The organism is Acinetobacter sp. V104_13 (genome assembly GCF_031798995.1).
GTDB lineage: Bacteria > Pseudomonadota > Gammaproteobacteria > Pseudomonadales > Moraxellaceae > Acinetobacter > Acinetobacter pittii.
On record NZ_JAVQNP010000022.1, the window covers coordinates 1 to 17,680 of the forward strand.

Sequence of the window (17,680 nt, forward strand, 5' to 3'; positions counted from 1 at the left end):
TGGGGTTACCCATGTGAGAGTAAGTCATCGCCAGCTCATTATTCTAAACACCCCCATTCTAATGAATGGGGGTGTTTCTTTATGTGCGGAATTTAATTTTTAATAAAAGATAGGTCCAAAATTAGATTTGTATTGTTGCTATATTCTATGAATATAATGATGAAGTCTATTATTTTGGGTACGTCCATGAAAATCAATTCTTTCTCTCCAATACCTGAAGATGATGAAGAGCTATCTTTGCCTGCATTGATTTATTGGGCATCTCTAGGTGATATCGATCAAGTAAAAGAATTACTAATAGAGGGAGAGGATCCTAATCAGATAGATGATGAGGGATATAGTGCTCTACAAGCAGCTGCTGAAAATGATCATTTAGAGATAGTTCAACTCTTAATTGAAAAAGGTGCGCATGTCGCTTACAAAAGTGAATACACAGCATTAGAGCTTGCAGAAATGGCAGGTAATGCTGATGTAGTGGAGTATTTAAATAGTTTATAAAATTAAAGGCCTCTTTTGTTTAGAAAAGAGGCCTTTTGTGCAATTAAGACAAATGATATTTCTGTAGTTTCTCAACAATGGATTGAAGACCTTTTACTTCAAATTCATTAGCTTCGAATTTTTCATCTTTATTACGTTTAAATATATCTCTTATCTCTATTACAGCATTCGGGTCAATAATACTTAAACTTGAGGTGACTTGACGTATTTGGCTAATAGAACGAGAGCCATTTGTTGAACCATAGCCAATAAATGCAGCAGGTTTACCACCCCACTCCTTACCGACATAATCAAGTGCATTTTTTAAAGCTGGGCTGTAACCATGGTTGTATTCTGGGCTAATGAAGATAAATGCGTCTGCTTGAGCAATTTTGTCTGCCCATTCTTGTTGTTTAGGTTGATCATAAACCCCAGTAGCAGGTGGGTGAGAGCCTGAAAATAACGGTAAATTCCACTCTTTTAAATCAATTATTTCTGTCTGAAAATCTTCTAGATTAAATGATGGAATTGTGGATTCTAGCCAATTGGCAACTTTAATTGCTGTACGTCCTTCACGAACACTTCCTACGATAATATAGACCAGCATGTATTTTTCCTAAGATTTTTTATCTTTATAACTTAATTCATTATATAGGTAGGAGAGAATATAGAATTTGTAAGGATTCTTATGTCACTAATAAAAATTGAACCATAAAAAAGCCCTCATTTAGAGGGCTTTTTATTTACATTAGCTTAATGCCTTGTTGGCCTTCAGGAGTAACCTTAAATATTTCTACTTCAAAGGTAATATTTTTCCCAGCTAATGGGTGATTAAAATCAATTTCTGTAATGTCATCATTAACTGATTTTACTACACCGAATAAGGTGGTTTTTGCCTTATCTTCAAACTCGATCATGTGACCAGGAATAGGGCGTTGTTCAAACTTAACTGTATCGAAAGTTTGAACATTTTCTGGATTCCACGGACCAAAAGCATCTTCTGGTGGAAGGTGTACTGTACGGCGGTCACCTGCACGTAAACCGAATAATGCTTTTTCGAAACCTGGTAAAAGGTTTCCATCACCAATCGTCAGACTAACTGGTTCTTCACGGCTACGTGTATTGTCAATTTCTACACCATTTTCGATAGCTACAGAAAAGTGTAGGTCGACTTTAGAGCCTTCTTGGATACGAATTTCTTCGTTAGGTTGAATAATTTCGGTCATATTATGCATCCGAATTTTGGTTACGTTGCTTTTCAAGGAAGAATGTATCAATGAGTAGCAAAATCGTACCTAGAGTGATGGCACTGTCCGCAATATTAAAAGCTGGAAAGTGATGATTTTGGTAATAAACATGAATGAAATCGACTACATAACCTAGGGTAATACGGTCAATTAAATTGCCTAAAGCTCCACCTAAAATTAAAGCGATGGCTACAGGTAGCACCACCATTTTTTTAGGCATACGCATTAACCAAAATACAAAAAGTACTGAAACTAAGCCCGCCAGTGATGTGAAGAAATAGCGCTGCCATCCTCCTGCATCAGATAAAAAGCTAAAAGCTGCACCATAGTTATGTAATAGTGTCCAGTTTAAAAATGGAAGTACAGGTACAGGATCTGCATAGTTTAGATGTGTACTCGCAATCCATTTTGTCCATTGATCCAATACAATGGCAAGGACAGAAAGTCCAAGCCAAATCAGATTATGTGGATAAAACTGGAATAAGCCTTTTTTAGCTTGTGAATTAGGCATATTTTCTCACTTCGCCACGACCAGTGACGTTCACAATACAACGACCACATAAACCAGGATGATCGGCATGTGTATTTACATCTGGAAGAACGTGCCAGCAACGTGCACATTTTTCACCTTCAGCTGCAGATATTTGTACACGTAAGCCTTCCATTTCAGTTGCTTCACCTTGCTCAGCAAATGGATGTACTACTACTTGCGAAGTAATAAGAACAAAACGGAGTTCATCAGCCAGTTGGTTTAAAACTGTTTGTAATGATTCACTTGCCCAAAGTTCAACTTTGGCTGAAAGATTACTGCCGACAAGTTTAGCGTTACGCGCTGCTTCAATCTGTTTATTTACTGCAGATTTTACGCTAATCAATGTTTGCCAATCTTCTTCAGAAAGCAAGTTTGCTTTTGATGAAACAGGTAAGTCATACCATTCTGATGTAAATACATACTTTTCAGTTTGTTCTGGAATCAGTGGCCAAGCTTCTTGAGCAGTAAAGCTTAAGATTGGGCTCATCCAACGGATAAATGCTTGAACAATATGATAAAGCGCTGTTTGTGCAGAACGACGTGCCTGAGAATCCGCTTTAGTGGTGTATTGACGGTCTTTGATAATATCTAGGTAGAAACCACCTAAGTCATTAATACAGAAGCTTGTTAACGCACTACACACCACATGGAAGTTCATTTCTTCATAGGCAGTGATAATGGTTTGTTGTACTTCATTCGCACGCTGTAAGATGTATTGATCTAGAGCGATAAGGTCATCTACGTCCAGAGCATCAGTACTTGGTTTGAAACCATTTAGGTTCGCAAGCAAGAAGCGTAGGGTATTACGAATACGGCGATAGCTATCACTTACACGGCTAAAGATTTCTTTCGATGCTGCGATTTCATAACGGTAGTCGCTAGACGCTACATATAGTCGTAAACCATCTGCACCAAGCTGTTTGATGATTTCTTCAAGCGGGATATAGTTGCCTAAAGATTTCGACAATTTACGACCGTTTTCGTCCACTGTAAAACCATGAGTTAACAAGGCTTTATATGGCGCACGATTGTGAATTGCCATAGACGTTAATAAAGAAGATTGGAACCAGCCACGGTGTTGGTCTGAACCCTCTAAATATAAGTCAGCAGGGCTTTCTAATTCATCACGTTGCTCAAGTACAGCGTAATGCGTTGTACCAGAGTCGAACCATACATCGAGTGTATCGCGAACAGCGTTATATTGTTCAGCATCTTCACCGATGAAGTCTTTTGCTTCACGTTTGAACCATGCTTCGATGCCTTCTTCTTCGATCAGTTGAGCAACTTCTTCGATGAGTTCAGGTGTACGTGGGTGTAATTCGTTCGTGTCTTTATGAACGAAGAATGGAATTGGAACACCCCAAGTACGTTGACGTGAAATACACCAGTCCGGACGACCTTCGATCATTGATTCAATACGGTTTTTACCCCAGTTCGGTACAAACTCGATATCATTTTCAATGGCATTAAGCGCACCTTCACGTAAACCTTTTTGATCCATGCTAATGAACCATTGTGGTGTAGCACGGAAAATAATTGGAGTCTTATGGCGCCAGCAGTGTGGGTAGCTATGTTTAATTGGCTGATGAGCCCATAAACGGCCTACAGCGCCCAAAGCTTCGATAATCTTTGGATTGGCTTTATAGATGTGTTCACCAGCATAGATTGGAGCAGTTGGTAAATAAACACCGTTACCACCCACTGGGTTATCTACTTTAAGGTTGTATTGAAGACCTACTTTATAGTCGTCTGCACCGTGGCCAGGCGCTGTATGTACGGCACCTGTACCGCTTGTTGCAATAACGTGTTCACCCAAAATTACTGGAACTTGACGGTCAGTAAGTAAAGGGTGTTGCAGGGTAAGGTTTTCAAGAGCTGAACCTGTAAAGTCAGCTAAAACAACTGGGTTTTCAAGCTTATAGCGTTCGATTGCTGAAGCAACTAAGTCTTTAGCAAGAATGAAGTTTTGCTTACCGCGCTCAGTAGATACTTGTACCAATTGATATTCAATTTCGGCATGCAATGCAACCGCTTGGTTAGCTGGTAATGTCCACGGTGTAGTCGTCCAGATCACAATATCTGTTGGGTCTTGAACTTCTGCGTTTAAGCGGGCACTTAAATCTTTTAGATCGACAACGCCAAAGCCAACGTCAATTGCGTCAGATTTTTTATCTTCGTATTCAACTTCTGCTTCAGCAAGAGCTGAACCGCAGTCCATACACCAGTTCACTGGCTTTAAGCCTGGTTGGATATGGCCATTTTTCTGGATGAGACCTAGAGCACGAACGATATCGGCTTCTTGTTTGTAATTCATGGTGAGATAAGGATTATCCCAATCACCTAAAATACCAAGACGTTTAAAGTCAGTACGTTGTAAATCAATTTGTTTTAGCGCGTATTCACGGCAAAGTTTACGGAAAGTTGCTGCGTCAACTTTTTCGCCCACTTTACCTACTTTCTCTTCAACTTTTAGTTCGATTGGTAAGCCATGACAGTCCCAACCCGGAACATATGGTGCATCAAAACCTGAAAGCGTACGGCTTTTTACAATAACGTCTTTGAGTACTTTATTGACCGCGTGACCCAAGTGAATTGTACCGTTCGCATATGGAGGGCCATCATGCAAAATATATTTTTTCTTGCCAATACGCGATGCACGAATCTGCTGATAAATGTTGTCGGTATACCACTCTTCTAACCATTTCACTTCACGTACTGCCAAATTTGCTTTCATTGCAAATTGAGTATCCGGCAGGTTTAGCGTGGCTTTGTAGTCCACTGCATTCTCAGGAGTTTGCTTATCGCTCATGCAAGTTTTCTTCCAGTTTAATCAGCTTGGGAGCTGACATGTTTTACAATCAAAATTCGAATTAAAAAGGAAATTGTGTCGTGTCGTTACGATATTGTCGTAACTGTTGCACGTCATTATCAATTCCAGCCTTAAGTGCTTCAAGCGAAGGGTAGTTCAATTCACCATGAAGATAGTGAAGAAAAGTCACCCGCATAAATAAGCCATACAGATTAGCAGAAACATCAGGGAAATGTACTTCTAATCTCCATTCTGGATGTTCTTGCTGAATGGCGGGACGTGTACCGACATGACCTGCGCCATAGAGGCTATTTTCATGATATCCGGCAATTCCCGGTTTCTCAGGTGTTTCTTGGCGCACTTTTTCAGTGAGAGAAGTCGTTTCGCAAATGACTTCAACACCATAAATACCGTTTAAACAAGGTTTGTGGCGATTGAGACGAACATTAATGGTTGGAAAATCAAGAGTTCGTCCAATTTGATCGCCATATTGGACACGTCCAGTAATACTGTACGGACGGCCTAATAATTTAGCTGCTAAAGCGAGATTACCCACTTGAAGTACTTGGCGAATACGGGTTGAACTGACGCGTTCACCTTCAAGTTCAATGGTGTGTAAATTTGTGACTTGGAAGCCATAATCTTTTAAAAATTCACTGTTGCCTTGGCGGTCTTTACCGAAATGAAAGTCATCCCCCAAAACTAATGACTGGGCATTTAATTTATTTTTTAATAAATCTGCGAAGGCAGATGCGCTCATGCTACGGAAATGTTCATCAAATTTAGCAACTGCAATATAGTCAACGCCAAGCTCAGCTAGGTATTCAACTTTTTCCCGTAATGAATTAATACGCGGAGGTGCATCATAACCTTTAAAGAATTCAAGAGGTTGTGGCTCAAAAATCATGACTAAAGTTTTTAAGCCTTGTGCTGCAGCAATTTTTTTGAGTTGAGCAATCATCGCTTGGTGGCCTAAATGGACACCATCAAAATTACCAATAGTCACCGCTGTTTGAGGTAACTGAAAATTGGGCGATAACGCATTGAGACGAAGCAGTTTCATGAACTTAAAATATGGCTATTTTTGCAAGGGCTATATATTGCCATAATCTCACAGATTCGTCTTGTTGTTGTGTTTTTACTCAGTTATTTTTCAAAATGAATATCTATATATTTAAAATACTGATGAATTAAATAAAAATAAATCAATTTTTCTTATTAGTGGTTTGCTCTACTATGTCTTTATCCACTCTTTGATTAGAGAACTAAGATGAAAAAACCCTTTTACCAATTAAATCAAAGCAAAGATGTTATAAGACATTTTACCCCAAATTGGTTTACAGCAACTATGGGTACTGGCGTGGTTAGTATGATTTTAATCCAGCTGCCTTTTGCTCAATCATTTTTATTCAAGCTAGCTACTTTGTTATGGCAATTTAATATTGTTTTATTTAGCGTTTTTTCAGTTCTTTATTTATTGCGGTGGTTTCTTTTCCCTCATGAGGCGAAGCAAATTTTTAATCATCCAAATATGAGCTTGTTTTTAGGCGCTATTCCGATGGGGCTCGCTACCATACTAAATGGCTTTTTAAGCTTTGGTATCGGGCTTTACGGTGAAGTCGCAATCCATATTGCCCAAGCTTTATGGTACATCGATGTCTTTTTAGCTCTAGCAATCGCGTGGATTGTGCCGTTTTGCATGTTTAGCCGTCAGAACCATCAGTTACATACGATGACCGCAATCTGGCTTTTACCTGTGGTTGCATGTGAAGTAGCGGCAAGTTCTGCGGGTATGTTGGTTGCACATTTACCAGCAGATGTACACAGCTTTCATTTATTAATGGCTGGCTATGTACTTTGGGGAATCTCTGTTTTACCAGCATTCGCTATTTTGACAATTTTAATGCTGCGTATGGCTTTACATCAGTTACCGGAAAAAGAAGTCGCAATTTCTAGCTGGTTGTCTTTAGGGCCGATTAGTACAGGTGCTTTAGGTCTCTTATTGCTAGGAGAGCAGGCCCAAAGAGTAGCGCCAAACGTAGGATTTCACCAATTTGCGAATGTCTTTCAAGCTTTAGGAATTGTGGGCAGTCTTGTGCTTTTAGGCTTCGGGTTATGGTGGCTTGGTCTTGCAATTTTAACAACGCTTCGTCACGCAAAGACTGGTATTCCATTCAATTTGGGTTGGTGGGGCTTAACCTTTCCATTAGGCGTATTTATTCTTGCATTGTTTAATTTAGGGCATCAGGTTGAAATTGTATTTTTACAATACGTTGCTGTGGCATTGAGTCTTTTATTATTGACAATGTGGGGTGTGGTAATGAAGAAAACGCTAGCAGGCGCATATAGCGGCCAACTGTTCTTTTCTCCGTGTTTAATCGCCTTACAACAAAAAATGCAGTAATGATGAAAAGGTGCAAAAAGCTTTTGCACCTGATTTATACTTATTTTCTAATTTATTTAATTTTGATTTGAGCTTTTTGAATGAACACTGATATTGCTTTAATTATGGCACTTCCTAATGAATCTAAAGGTTTGTTTGAGCAGGCAGGTGTTGAAGTCCATTACAGTGGTATTGGTAAGATTAATGCTGCCTTTAAAGCATTTGAGGTTATTCAAAAAACTGGCTGTAAAACTTTAATTAATCTAGGTACAGCTGGAAGCTCTGCATTTAATCGACATGATTTAGTCGAAGTAAAAACTTTTGTACAACGTGATATGGATGTTTCACCATTAGGGTTTGAAGTAGGTGTAACGCCGTTAGATGATCACCTGCCCGCTGAAATTCATCTTCAATCACATTTTGCTGATTTGCCAAAAGCAGTTTGTGGAACTGGAGATTCATTTGAAACGGGTCAGCCAAAAGTAGCTTGTGATGTGGTGGATATGGAAGGATATGCCTTAGCCAAAGTCTGCCATAAGTTAGGTGTACGCCTGATTTCTGTGAAATATATTACTGATGGTGCAGATGACACTGCACATGTAGATTGGGAAGAAAATTTATTATTAGGTGCTCAAAAACTTTTAGCACTTTATCAAAATCACTTCTAAAAAAAGATCGGCAAATTTGCCGATCTTTTTTTGGTTTTAACGAGGCAATACGCCGTATAGCATCATATGTACCGTATGCTCAATTGAGCGTTGGAACATGCTTCGGTTACGCAGTGTTTTTCCAGTCACCATTTCCATTTGGGTTGCAAAATCTGCATAGTTTTGCGTAAGGCCCCAAATGTTTAAGATTAATAATTCCGGGTCGATATCTGGTGAAATCTTTCCTTCTTCTTGCCACGTCTGAATGACTTTAGCTTTACGCTTAAATAGTTTTTTTAATGGTCCTTTGAGTATAGGTAAAATATGTGGAGCGCCTTGAATGATTTCTAATGCAAACAATCTAGATGCTTTCGGTTGGCTACGAGACAGTTCGATTTTTTGTATTAAGTAGTGAGATAAGGCTTCGGCTGGTTCTAATTCAGCTTCTAAAGTTTGTAAGGGAGCCAACCATTTTTGTAAAACGGTTGTGAGCACTTCTACGTATAAAGACTCTTTATTTTCGTAGTAATAGAAAATATTCGACTTATGCATGTCGGCGAGTTGGGCAATTTCATCCAGACTTGCGCCAGTGAACCCATAGACTGAAAATACGTCAAGGGCGGCAGCAAGAAGCTGATTGCGCTTTTGGGTACTCTTTTTTTGTTCCATCTGCTGCATAATTAAAAAAATAATATTCCCATTGTAAGGGAAATTGTTTGATTTGTGCACAGGTGTCTTGCTTTTTTAATCAAAAAACGACTAGTTATTTGCGTAATAGATATACTATTGTGCAAAAAATAGAGAGATTCACTAGTTTATTGTTATTCTTAAAAATATTTTTTAAATTTCGCCCTAAAAAAGAGCAATAAAACAGCAGTTTTATTGCTCGTAAATTGGGCATTTTTCGGTTGAGCGTTTCTGATTACTCATCGCAATCTTAAGTTGCCAAAACTGCATCGAGTACTTGTTGTTCAAGTTGGGCAAAAGTAATGCTCTTTTTACGCGGGCGTGGAAGATTAACTTGGAAACTTTGAGCAATCTGGCCCTTATCTAATAAGATAATACGGTCAGCTAATTGCACTGCTTCACTTACATCGTGTGTGACTAAAATGGCAGTAAAACCTTGTTCTTTCCACAAGCGCTCAATCAAGCTTTGCATCTCAAGCCGAGTTAGAGCATCTAATGCACCTAAAGGCTCATCAAGCAATAAAATGCGTGGCGTATGCGATAGTGCACGTGCTAAGGCTGTACGCTGACGTTGGCCACCTGAGAGTTGTGAAGGCCATTGTCCTGATTTCTCTTTTAAACCCACTTTTTCCAGTAATTCTTCTGCTAAAGCATGTTGGGCTTTAGGTAAACCCAGTTGAACATTTTGAAGGATATTCCTCCAAGGAAGTAGACGTGGATCTTGGAACATTACTCGAATATCATCGTTAGTAATGCCTTCACGTAAATGCCGGGCAGATTTGAATTTAATTTCTCCAAAACTGGCTTTTTCAAGTTGAGCAATTAAACGGAGTAACGTACTTTTGCCACAGCCACTTCGACCAACAATTGCTAAAAACTCACCAGGCTGGATGTGTAGGTCAAGATCTTCAAGGACCTTTACCTCGCCATAGAATTTATAGAGTTGCTCAATCAGAATCTCTGCACCTAATACAGGTTCTTGAGATTCTGTTGGTTCTTCCGGAATGAGCTGCACTTCATTCTGATTAATATTTAAATTCAGATTTGTCATGTTCTAAGCTCCCTTATTTCTGATATCCAGAGTGCCAACGTAGTAAATAGCGTTCTAAAAGCTGGGCTAAAACATCGGCCAGTTTGCCTAGTAAGGCGTAAAGAAGAATACCGACCAGAACTACATCTGTTTGTAAAAACTCACGTGCATTCATGGTCATATAACCAATACCTGCTTGAGCTGAAATGGTTTCAGCGACAATGAGCAATACCCAAACCAAACCTAAAGCAAAGCGTAGACCTACTAAAATAGAAGGCATTGCACCTGGCAGAATAATTTCTTTGTAAAGTTGCCAGCGAGAAAGGCCGTAACTTTTACCCATTTCGATCAATTGAGGGTCAACTGACCGAATACCGTGATAGGTATTAATATAAATCGGGAAGAAAACACCTACTGCGACCAAGAATAATTTCGCTGTTTCATCAATACCGAACCACAAGATGACGAGTGGAATAAGTGCTAATGCTGGGATGTTACGAATCATTTGCAGAGTCGTATCGAGCAGGGTAGAGGCGAAGCGTGAAGAGCCATTAAGTAAACCTAAGAGCAGACCTAAGCCGCCACCAACCAAAAGACCAATCAAAGCGCGACCAGCACTTACCTTAACGTGATGCCATAATTCTCCACTAACGAGTAGATGCCAAAAAGCGGAAACCACAGCAGTCGGTGCAGGCAAAATACGGTTCTCTAAAAGACCCGAACTTGAGGCAATTTGCCAAACAACCAATAGAACAATAGGGAAAATCCAAGGCAGCAAACGCTGCCCGATTTGTTTTGTTCCACGTGAAACAATACTTTCGTCTTTGCTCATGCAGGCTCCTTGACGGAACTATTTTGCTTCTTCTCGTCTGGAACATAGTTGTTGGCAATAATTTCACCGAATGGACCGGTTAAATTTGGCTGAGCAAGTTTAGCGCGAGTTTCGATTGGTAATAACGGGAAGACCAACTCTGCAAAACGGATCGACTCTTCAAGATGTGGATAGCCCGAGAAAATAAAAGTATCGATACCTAAATCAGCATATTCCTGAATGCGGGCAGCAACTGTTTCTGGGTCACCTACAAGTGCTGTACCAGCACCGCCACGGACTAAACCAATACCTGCCCAAAGGTTTGGAGATACTTCAAGTTTGTCACGGTTACCGCCGTGAAGAGCTGCCATGCGCTGTTGACCTACGGAGTCCATTTGTGCAAATTTTTTCTGTGCTGCAGCAATAGTTGCATCATCAAGATATTGGATAAGCTCATTCGCTGCTGCCCAAGCTTGTTCGTTGGTTTCGCGAACAATCACATGCAAGCGAATGCCATAAGTTAATTTACGACCTTTAGCCTCAGCTTTGGCGCGAACATGTTCGATCTTTTGTTTAACTGCTGCTGGTGGCTCGCCCCACGTAAGGTAAGTATCAACTTGCTCAGCAGCCAAATCGACAGCGACGTCTGAAGAGCCACCGAACCAAAGTGGTGGGTAAGGCTTTTGAACAGGTGGGTAAAGTAGTTTTGCATCATCTACTTGTAAGCGTTCACCGTGGAATGTAAAAGCTTCACCCGTATGTGAGCGTGTCAAAATCTCACGCCAGATTTTTACGTATTCATTGGCAGTTTGATAACGTGTTGAGTGATCTTCATATAAACCATCTCCGCGTAATTCAGCCTCATCACCACCAGTCACTAAGTTGAGTAATACACGACCATTCGACAAACGGTCAAACGTTGCAGCCATACGAGCAGCTAAAGCTGGTGTGGTTACCCCTGGTCGTAATGCAACTAAAAATTTAAGGTGTTGAGTTGCATCAATTAGGCTAGCCGCCGTAATCCAAGGATCTTCACATGAACGACCTGTTGGAATAAGTACACCTTCGTAACCTAAATTATCTACTGCTACAGCAATTTGCTTCATATAGGCATGGTCAACCTGACGAGCGCCTTTACTTGTACCTAAATAGCGACTATCACCGTGGGTAGGAATAAACCAGAAAATTTTCATGTGCATTACCTATATGTCTATTGAAATTACTTGGCAATCCAAACAGCTTGTTTAATGCTGATTGGTTTTGGAATGATGCCTTGTTGAGTAAAAATGTCTGCGAGTTGCTGCTGCTCAGCAATCACTTTACTGCTGAGTGGAGCTGCCGATGAGGGGCGTGGACGTCTTTTAATAAATAAGTCACTGGTCGCAGGTTTCAGTCCTGTGCTTTGGCCAATGGCTGTTGCCGTTTCTGCTTGATGGCTTTGAACCCATTTGTCAGCTTGATTGATTTGTTTGATGAGCCCTGAAACAGATTTAGGATGTTGTTTAACAAAATTTGGAGCTGCTAAATAAAATGTATAATTCGGGCTTAAGCCTTTACCCGATGCAAGAACACGAGCTTGGTCTTCTAGTTGTGCTGAAGCGAAGTAAGGATCCCAAATTGCCCATGCATCAACGGCACCTTTTTGAAATGCTGCGCGAGCATCGGCAGGGGTAAGCCAGATGGGGGTAATATCGCTCCAGTTTAGGCCTGCTTTACGTACGGCTTGTACAAGTAAGTAATGTGAGCTCGAACCTTTTTGCAGCGCAATGCGTTTGCCTTTAAGGTCTTTAAGCTGTTTTAGTTGCGAGTTTTTTGGAACTAAAATTGCCGATGCCAATGGCTTAGCAGCTTCATAAGCAATGTAATATAAAGGCTTTCCAGCCGCTTGAGCATAGACAGGAGGAGTGTCTCCAGTAACGCCTACATCAAGCGAACCGACAGCTAAAGCTTCTAAAATTTGTGGACCGGCAGGGAACTCATTCCAAGTAATTTTTGCATTTGGGAATTCTTGCTCAAATAGCTTTTGCTGTTTGGCAATTGCAAAGTTAATCGAGCTTTTTTGAAAACCAATACGAAGTTCTTTCACGGTTGGGTCAATTGCCCAAGCTGGTGCTGCGATTGTTAAGCCTAATACAGTAATTGCACTGAGGCGCTTAATTAATTGTGTCCACTGACTCTTAATAAATAATGACTGATGTTGCATATTGATATCCTTGTTCCCCTTGAGGTCAGGCACAGCATTTATATGATTATTTAAGCCGTGCCCAAGCTGGGTTTATTTCAGTTTTAAAATGGCATCTTGAATGGTGAGCTTGTTAGGAATGAGCTTTTGCGCATAAAAAGCATTAGCTACTTGTTGTTGTTCTTGTGCCACCTTGTCAGAGATTGGCTGAACTCCAAAACCCATACGTGAAATGGAAGTTTTGAGTACATCAAACTCAAGTGCGGTAGGTTTTTCGAGTAATTTGGCAGCTTCATCCTGATGTGAACTTACCCACTCAGTGGTCTGGTTAAGTGTCTGTACAACAGTGTTGAGTACTTTCGGGTTACTTTCTGCAAATTTACGGTCAGCTAAATAAAACTGATGATTACTCACCAAGTTTTCACCTGTTGCTAAAACTCGGGCCTGAATTTGATGTTCAGCCGCTGCAAAGAAAGGGTCCCAAATCACCCATGCATCTACAGCACCTTTTTCAAAGGCAGCACGAGCGTCTGATGGCGGTAAATAAACTGGTTGAATATCACTTAAGCTTAAGTTGTTGGCTTCTAAAACTTTTAACAATAGGTAATGAACATTCGAGCCTTTGTTAAGAGCAACACGTTTGCCTTTTAAATCTTTAATAGATTGGATTGGAGAGTCTTTTTGTACCAATAGTGCTTCAGCTTTTGGCGCAGCAGGTTGGTTTGCGACATAGACTAAATTTGGATTGGCAGCCTGAGCAAAGATCGGTGGTGCTTCACCTGCTTCACCGAGTGAAACACTTCCTACGTTTAAACCTTCAAGCAATTGAGGGCCAGCAGGGAACTCAACCCATTTCACTTGCACGCCTTGTTCTTTTAATGCTTTTTCTAAGTCACCACGAGCCTTTAAAATAGGAAGAATCCCATATTTTTGATAGCCGATATTTAAGGTTGTGGTGGCTTGTTCCTCTTTTTTGGCACAACCACTTAACATCATCACTCCTGCAAGGCTGGCCGCGATGACTGAATATTTTGCCCATGAAGTGGTGTTGAAAAGTGCCATGAGATTTCGTACTCCCCGAAAGAGAAAAAGAAAAAAATAGTTGGATGAGCAGATACCCTAAATGGATTTTTATTTCAGAAAAAATAAGTATTCGGTCTTTATTTATGCAAAAAAAAGCTAAACACAATAGGCTATAAACTTATGCGAAAAAATGATTTATCTAATAGAAATATATTTAATGAATTGTTATTAAGTTAATGTAAATAAAATAAAAAATATTAAAACCTTAAAAATTTAGATTTAAGAAAAGTACAACCATAAATTAATCGTGTTTACGGTTGTACTTTTTGAACTAAGCTTATCTGAAATAAGAATATCTTAAAAAGAGCAAAGGCTAAGGAAGCAGTTTCTTAAAGACTAAAGAATTTCTCTGATAGTTATAGAGTGCCTGACGAGCATTTGGTAAGTCATCAACACTCACCTGATGAAAACCGTGTTCTAAGAACCAGTGAGCGGTTCGAGTCGTTAAAACAAATAATTGACGAATACCTTGTTCTTTTGCCTTTTCTTCAAGGAATTGCAAAATCTGGCTGCCACGGTTCGATTTACGATAACTTGGGTGTACTGCGACGCAGGCGATTTCTGCTGAACGTGTTTCATTAAATTCGGTTGGAATTGGATAAAGTGCAGCACACGCTAGAATCGTACCATCGCGCTCAATAACAGCGAACTGGCTAATCTCTTGCTCTAAACGTTCACGCGAACGATAAACTAAGATACCTTCTTCTTCTAATGGACGTAATAAATTCATTAAACCGCCCACATCTTGAATGTTGGCCATGCGAACTTCTTCATAATGCGCATCGGTAATCATGGTACCGATACCATCTCGAGTAAATAACTCTTCGAGAAGGGCACCATCATAGGCATAAGAAATAAGATGAACGCGGTGTACGCCTGATAAAGATGCTTTTTTTGCCTGTTGCAAATGCAAAGTGAGTATTGGGCTAATAGTTTGGTATTGTTGAATATAGTAATCCAGTTGATGTGGGCTTAATTCACGTAATATTTGCTCATCTTCATTCAGCAATCCTTGTTGCTCTCCAAGAAAAATGAGTTTATCTGCTTTTAAGTAAGTTGCTGTTTTAGTTGCAACTTCTTCAGCTCTTAAGTTAAATACCTCACCTGTAGTGGAGTAACCCGTTGGTCCTAGCAGTACAATATTATGGTTGTCGAGGTGTCGATCAATCGCATCGGTATCGATAGAACGAACCTCACCTGTAAGCTGGAAATCCATGCCATCACGAATACCATAAGGTTTAGCAGTCACAAAATTACCTGATACCACATCTATGCGAGCGCCGTACATTGGCGAGTTTGCTAAGCCCATAGAAAGCAATGCTTCGATTTCTAGGCGAATAGAACCTACAGCACTCATGACACAGCTTAAAGATTCACGTGTGGTAATACGGCTGTTATCATAAAAAGGAGTTTCGATTCCTTTTTCTTTAAGATTTTGATTAATTTGCGGACGTGCGCCGTACACGAGAATTAAGCGAATACCAAGAGAGTGTAATAAAGCAATGTCGTGAATGATATGTTCAAAATTAGGATGACGGACTGCTTCACCACCAAACATCAACACAAATGTTTTATCGCGGTGAGCATTAATGTAGGGCGCTGAGTGTCGAAACCAGTGTACATAATGCTGGGTGTTATTATGTGACTTACTTACAGGCTTACTTGACATACCGATCTCGAATCAACAGCAAAAAGATATAAAGATGATTCTAAACAAAAAAGATTAAAGCCGCATGTTTTAGATAAAAAAACACCCAAATTGAAATTTGGGTGCTTAAAAAGTTTTAAATTAGTAAACCACTCTAATGATTTTATGACTTTGTTCATTCACCAGTACATAATTTCCATTCACTTTATACCATTTTTGGTAACGACCTGGTTTAGTCAATTTTTGATGTTGACGATAGTCGATCACGTAACGTGAATGTCGATACTCATGCGGTACAACCTGGCCTACTCGCCACGCATTGCGATGATCATCTTTTTTAATCACTTTAACTGTTTTTACTTCATGGTTTTGGTAATTGCCATGATGATTATGATCGTTTGGTGCTGCCATGGCTGTTGTTGCAACTAAACCACTAAGAGAAAGAACAATCGCTGTTGTTAATTTTTTCATTGTAAACCTCGAATGATGAGTTAAATTTCAATAATTAAAGATTAGTGAACAATTGCAGATAAATCGTGGAGGCTAAGAAGAATAAATGTGAAAACTCTCTATGAAATAAGAAGAAATTAAGAAAATTCATCATTTAAGAATATAAAAAATCTTTTTATTTTTAAGTTAGATAAGCAATAAAAAAGGATAAAACCGAGAGGCTTTATCCTTTTTATTCAGCGATAGCGAGGGTCTATCGCCTTAAAAACCACGAATACTCACAATGCTATTAGAATCTGTGTCGACTAAAATATAGTCATTATTGATTTTGTACCATTGCTGATTACGACCTGGTTTAGGCAAGTTACTATCTTTATAGTCGACTTTATAGCCATTACCACGATAGTGCTGTGGCATAACATAGCCAGGCTGCCAGCGATGTTGTTTTAAGCGTTCAAAGCCACGCTCTTCGCGCATACGGCGTTCGTCACGGATACGATCATCATCATGATCACGTCCAAATCCTGGCCCACGATCATTCCACTCACCACGTGGACCTCCACCTTTAGGACCTTTGGGGCCATGGCCTCGGTCAAAAGGAGGATCAGCAAAGCTCGCCATACTTGTGGTTAGTACGGTTATGCAAAGGGCTAAGATGGTGAACAACTTTTTCATGATGCATCCTCGTTTACATCTGATGTCTCTCATGTTGAATACTCTACGCGCAAAATGCAGAGAAACTGTGAAGATCATTTAATGGTTCAATTAAAATTACGGATAGATCAAGGGTTTTTATCAATAATAAAAAAGGCTTGTATATCTTTTCAGGTATAGGCAAGCCAGATTTGATGATTGGCCGTAATTTAATTTAGCTTTTTCATCTTTAACTTTTTAATCCTGCGCATCAATACTTTGACCATTGAGTGCCAAGCTGTCTTCACCCATTAAATAGAGGTAAGCAGGCAAGATAGACTCTGGTGTAGGTAGTGTTTTCGGATCTTCTTGTGGGTAGGCTTTCGCACGCATTGCAGTACGTGTTGCGCCTGGATTAATGCAGTTAAAGCGGATATTTGGATAAGTATTCTCCGCTGCAAAAATTTTACTTACTGCTTCAATGGCAATTTTTGAGACAGAATATGCGCCCCATAAAGCTCGTGCTTCACGGCCTACACCTGAGCTGGTAAATACAACAGAGGCGTTTTCTGACTTTTGCAAAAGTGGTAATAGAGCTTGAGTGAGGGCAAAAGGAGCACGTAAGTTAACTGCCATCACGTCATCCCATACTTCTGTAGGATAATGTGCTAGCTCTACACGTTCACCTAAAATACCCGCATTATGCAAAATACCGTCTAGACGTCCGAACTGCTTTTCGAGCGTATCGACTAAAAAGTCATAATCACGGTCAGAGGCACTTGAAAGTTGTAGCGGTAAAATCGCGGGTTGTGGTGCACCGAGACTCTCAATTTCATCATAAATAACTTCAAGTTTATTTAAGGTTCTACCATGTAGGACAACGGTTGCACCATGTAGGGCATAACTTAGAGCCGCAGCTCGCCCAATTCCATCACCAGCACCGGTAATTAAAATAATTCGATCTTTGAGTAGATCCGGACGAGGTTGGTATTCTGAATATTTCATTGGTAAACCTCCTTCTTTTTATATTGATAAAACAAATAGCCGTTAAAAAAGTCTAT

Annotated in this window: 18 protein-coding genes; 3 read left to right on the forward strand and 15 right to left on the reverse strand. The window is 39.9% G+C overall.

All coding sequences use genetic code 11. The annotated features are described in order from the left end of the window. The first annotated feature begins 147 nt into the window (after positions 1 to 147). A complete protein-coding gene (locus tag RMB06_RS07125) occupies positions 148 to 498 on the forward strand; it encodes an ankyrin repeat domain-containing protein (RefSeq protein ID WP_404976473.1) in 351 nt (116 codons plus the stop codon). A gap of 43 nt (positions 499 to 541) precedes the next feature. Here the strand turns inward: RMB06_RS07125 and RMB06_RS07130 are convergent, their stop codons facing one another. The 5 genes from RMB06_RS07130 to ribF form a co-directional block, all read right to left on the reverse strand. Beyond that, a complete protein-coding gene (locus tag RMB06_RS07130; protein ID WP_068528288.1) occupies positions 542 to 1,084 on the reverse strand; it encodes an NADPH-dependent FMN reductase in 543 nt (180 codons plus the stop codon). A gap of 136 nt (positions 1,085 to 1,220) precedes the next feature. Continuing rightward, the gene (locus RMB06_RS07135) at positions 1,221 to 1,703 is read right to left on the reverse strand and encodes a peptidylprolyl isomerase (protein ID WP_057067883.1); all 483 of its coding nucleotides are present in this window, start codon (positions 1,701 to 1,703) and stop codon (positions 1,221 to 1,223) included. A gap of 1 nt (position 1,704) precedes the next feature. Continuing rightward, positions 1,705 to 2,235, reverse strand: a complete 531-nt coding sequence (lspA, locus tag RMB06_RS07140) for a signal peptidase II (protein WP_005804840.1) — start codon at positions 2,233 to 2,235, stop codon at positions 1,705 to 1,707. Further along, the gene (gene ileS, locus RMB06_RS07145) at positions 2,228 to 5,065 is read right to left on the reverse strand and encodes an isoleucine--tRNA ligase (RefSeq protein WP_311078947.1); all 2,838 of its coding nucleotides are present in this window, start codon (positions 5,063 to 5,065) and stop codon (positions 2,228 to 2,230) included. The genes lspA and ileS overlap by 8 nt, the downstream gene beginning before the upstream one ends. Before the next feature lie 61 nt (positions 5,066 to 5,126). Then, a complete protein-coding gene (ribF, locus tag RMB06_RS07150; RefSeq protein ID WP_032012561.1) occupies positions 5,127 to 6,128 on the reverse strand; it encodes a bifunctional riboflavin kinase/FAD synthetase in 1,002 nt (333 codons plus the stop codon). 207 nt (positions 6,129 to 6,335) lie between these two features. Between ribF and RMB06_RS07155 the strand changes: the two genes are divergently transcribed. Beyond that, positions 6,336 to 7,469, forward strand: a complete 1,134-nt coding sequence (locus tag RMB06_RS07155) for a TDT family transporter (protein WP_311078948.1) — start codon at positions 6,336 to 6,338, stop codon at positions 7,467 to 7,469. A gap of 80 nt (positions 7,470 to 7,549) precedes the next feature. Beyond that, positions 7,550 to 8,116, forward strand: coding sequence for a 5'-nucleosidase (locus RMB06_RS07160; protein WP_125739445.1), 567 nt, complete (start codon positions 7,550 to 7,552; stop codon positions 8,114 to 8,116). A gap of 36 nt (positions 8,117 to 8,152) precedes the next feature. On the opposite strand, the gene RMB06_RS07165 is transcribed toward RMB06_RS07160, so the two are convergent. From RMB06_RS07165 to RMB06_RS07210, 10 genes are all read right to left on the reverse strand, one after another. Further along, positions 8,153 to 8,773 (reverse strand): TetR family transcriptional regulator C-terminal domain-containing protein, encoded by a 621-nt coding sequence (locus RMB06_RS07165; RefSeq protein WP_078225525.1) that lies wholly within the window; start codon positions 8,771 to 8,773, stop codon positions 8,153 to 8,155. 259 nt (positions 8,774 to 9,032) lie between these two features. Then, positions 9,033 to 9,833, reverse strand: a complete 801-nt coding sequence (locus RMB06_RS07170) for an ABC transporter ATP-binding protein (protein WP_005308903.1) — start codon at positions 9,831 to 9,833, stop codon at positions 9,033 to 9,035. A 13-nt stretch (positions 9,834 to 9,846) separates the two neighbouring features. Next, positions 9,847 to 10,644: an aliphatic sulfonate ABC transporter permease SsuC gene (gene ssuC / locus RMB06_RS07175; protein WP_005308906.1), complete on the reverse strand. Its 798-nt coding sequence runs from the start codon at positions 10,642 to 10,644 to the stop codon at positions 9,847 to 9,849. Next, on the reverse strand, positions 10,641 to 11,816 hold the full coding sequence (ssuD, locus tag RMB06_RS07180; protein WP_019457892.1) for an FMNH2-dependent alkanesulfonate monooxygenase: 1,176 nt from the start codon (positions 11,814 to 11,816) through the stop codon (positions 10,641 to 10,643). Before ssuD ends, ssuC begins: the two co-directional genes overlap by 4 nt. Positions 11,817 to 11,842: 26 nt before the next feature. Then, on the reverse strand, positions 11,843 to 12,826 hold the full coding sequence (locus RMB06_RS07185) for a sulfonate ABC transporter substrate-binding protein (RefSeq protein WP_311078949.1): 984 nt from the start codon (positions 12,824 to 12,826) through the stop codon (positions 11,843 to 11,845). 72 nt (positions 12,827 to 12,898) lie between these two features. Further along, positions 12,899 to 13,867 carry a sulfonate ABC transporter substrate-binding protein gene (locus tag RMB06_RS07190; RefSeq protein WP_057067872.1) on the reverse strand — a complete coding sequence of 323 codons (969 nt, stop codon included), beginning with the start codon at positions 13,865 to 13,867 and terminating at the stop codon, positions 12,899 to 12,901. A 334-nt stretch (positions 13,868 to 14,201) separates the two neighbouring features. Continuing rightward, positions 14,202 to 15,557: an amino-acid N-acetyltransferase gene (gene argA, locus RMB06_RS07195; protein ID WP_311078950.1), complete on the reverse strand. Its 1,356-nt coding sequence runs from the start codon at positions 15,555 to 15,557 to the stop codon at positions 14,202 to 14,204. A gap of 120 nt (positions 15,558 to 15,677) precedes the next feature. Next, a complete protein-coding gene (locus RMB06_RS07200) occupies positions 15,678 to 16,007 on the reverse strand; it encodes an RcnB family protein (protein ID WP_002120775.1) in 330 nt (109 codons plus the stop codon). A 240-nt stretch (positions 16,008 to 16,247) separates the two neighbouring features. After that, complete coding sequence (locus RMB06_RS07205; protein ID WP_005071792.1) at positions 16,248 to 16,661, reverse strand: RcnB family protein; 414 nt, start codon at positions 16,659 to 16,661, stop codon at positions 16,248 to 16,250. A 216-nt stretch (positions 16,662 to 16,877) separates the two neighbouring features. Continuing rightward, entirely contained in the window at positions 16,878 to 17,624 is a 747-nt protein-coding gene (locus RMB06_RS07210; protein ID WP_002120710.1) for a YciK family oxidoreductase, read from the reverse strand. Positions 17,625 to 17,680: the final 56 nt, after the last annotated feature.

Coding starts and splice junctions, on each gene's coding strand:
- RMB06_RS07205 (WP_005071792.1), bottom strand. CDS start 16,661: ATGAAAAAGTTGTTCACCATCTTAGCCCTTTGCATAACCGTACTAACC.
- RMB06_RS07200 (WP_002120775.1), bottom strand. CDS start 16,007: ATGAAAAAATTAACAACAGCGATTGTTCTTTCTCTTAGTGGTTTAGTT.
- RMB06_RS07210 (WP_002120710.1), bottom strand. CDS start 17,624: ATGAAATATTCAGAATACCAACCTCGTCCGGATCTACTCAAAGATCGA.
- RMB06_RS07170 (WP_005308903.1), bottom strand. CDS start 9,833: ATGACAAATCTGAATTTAAATATTAATCAGAATGAAGTGCAGCTCATT.
- RMB06_RS07165 (WP_078225525.1), bottom strand. CDS start 8,773: ATGCAGCAGATGGAACAAAAAAAGAGTACCCAAAAGCGCAATCAGCTT.
- ribF (WP_032012561.1), bottom strand. CDS start 6,128: ATGAAACTGCTTCGTCTCAATGCGTTATCGCCCAATTTTCAGTTACCT.
- RMB06_RS07185 (WP_311078949.1), bottom strand. CDS start 12,826: ATGCAACATCAGTCATTATTTATTAAGAGTCAGTGGACACAATTAATT.
- RMB06_RS07190 (WP_057067872.1), bottom strand. CDS start 13,867: ATGGCACTTTTCAACACCACTTCATGGGCAAAATATTCAGTCATCGCG.
- RMB06_RS07130 (WP_068528288.1), bottom strand. CDS start 1,084: ATGCTGGTCTATATTATCGTAGGAAGTGTTCGTGAAGGACGTACAGCA.
- RMB06_RS07160 (WP_125739445.1), top strand. CDS start 7,550: ATGAACACTGATATTGCTTTAATTATGGCACTTCCTAATGAATCTAAA.
- RMB06_RS07125 (WP_404976473.1), top strand. CDS start 148: ATGAATATAATGATGAAGTCTATTATTTTGGGTACGTCCATGAAAATC.
- ileS (WP_311078947.1), bottom strand. CDS start 5,065: ATGAGCGATAAGCAAACTCCTGAGAATGCAGTGGACTACAAAGCCACG.
- RMB06_RS07135 (WP_057067883.1), bottom strand. CDS start 1,703: ATGACCGAAATTATTCAACCTAACGAAGAAATTCGTATCCAAGAAGGC.
- argA (WP_311078950.1), bottom strand. CDS start 15,557: ATGTCAAGTAAGCCTGTAAGTAAGTCACATAATAACACCCAGCATTAT.
- lspA (WP_005804840.1), bottom strand. CDS start 2,235: ATGCCTAATTCACAAGCTAAAAAAGGCTTATTCCAGTTTTATCCACAT.
- ssuD (WP_019457892.1), bottom strand. CDS start 11,816: ATGAAAATTTTCTGGTTTATTCCTACCCACGGTGATAGTCGCTATTTA.
- ssuC (WP_005308906.1), bottom strand. CDS start 10,644: ATGAGCAAAGACGAAAGTATTGTTTCACGTGGAACAAAACAAATCGGG.
- RMB06_RS07155 (WP_311078948.1), top strand. CDS start 6,336: ATGAAAAAACCCTTTTACCAATTAAATCAAAGCAAAGATGTTATAAGA.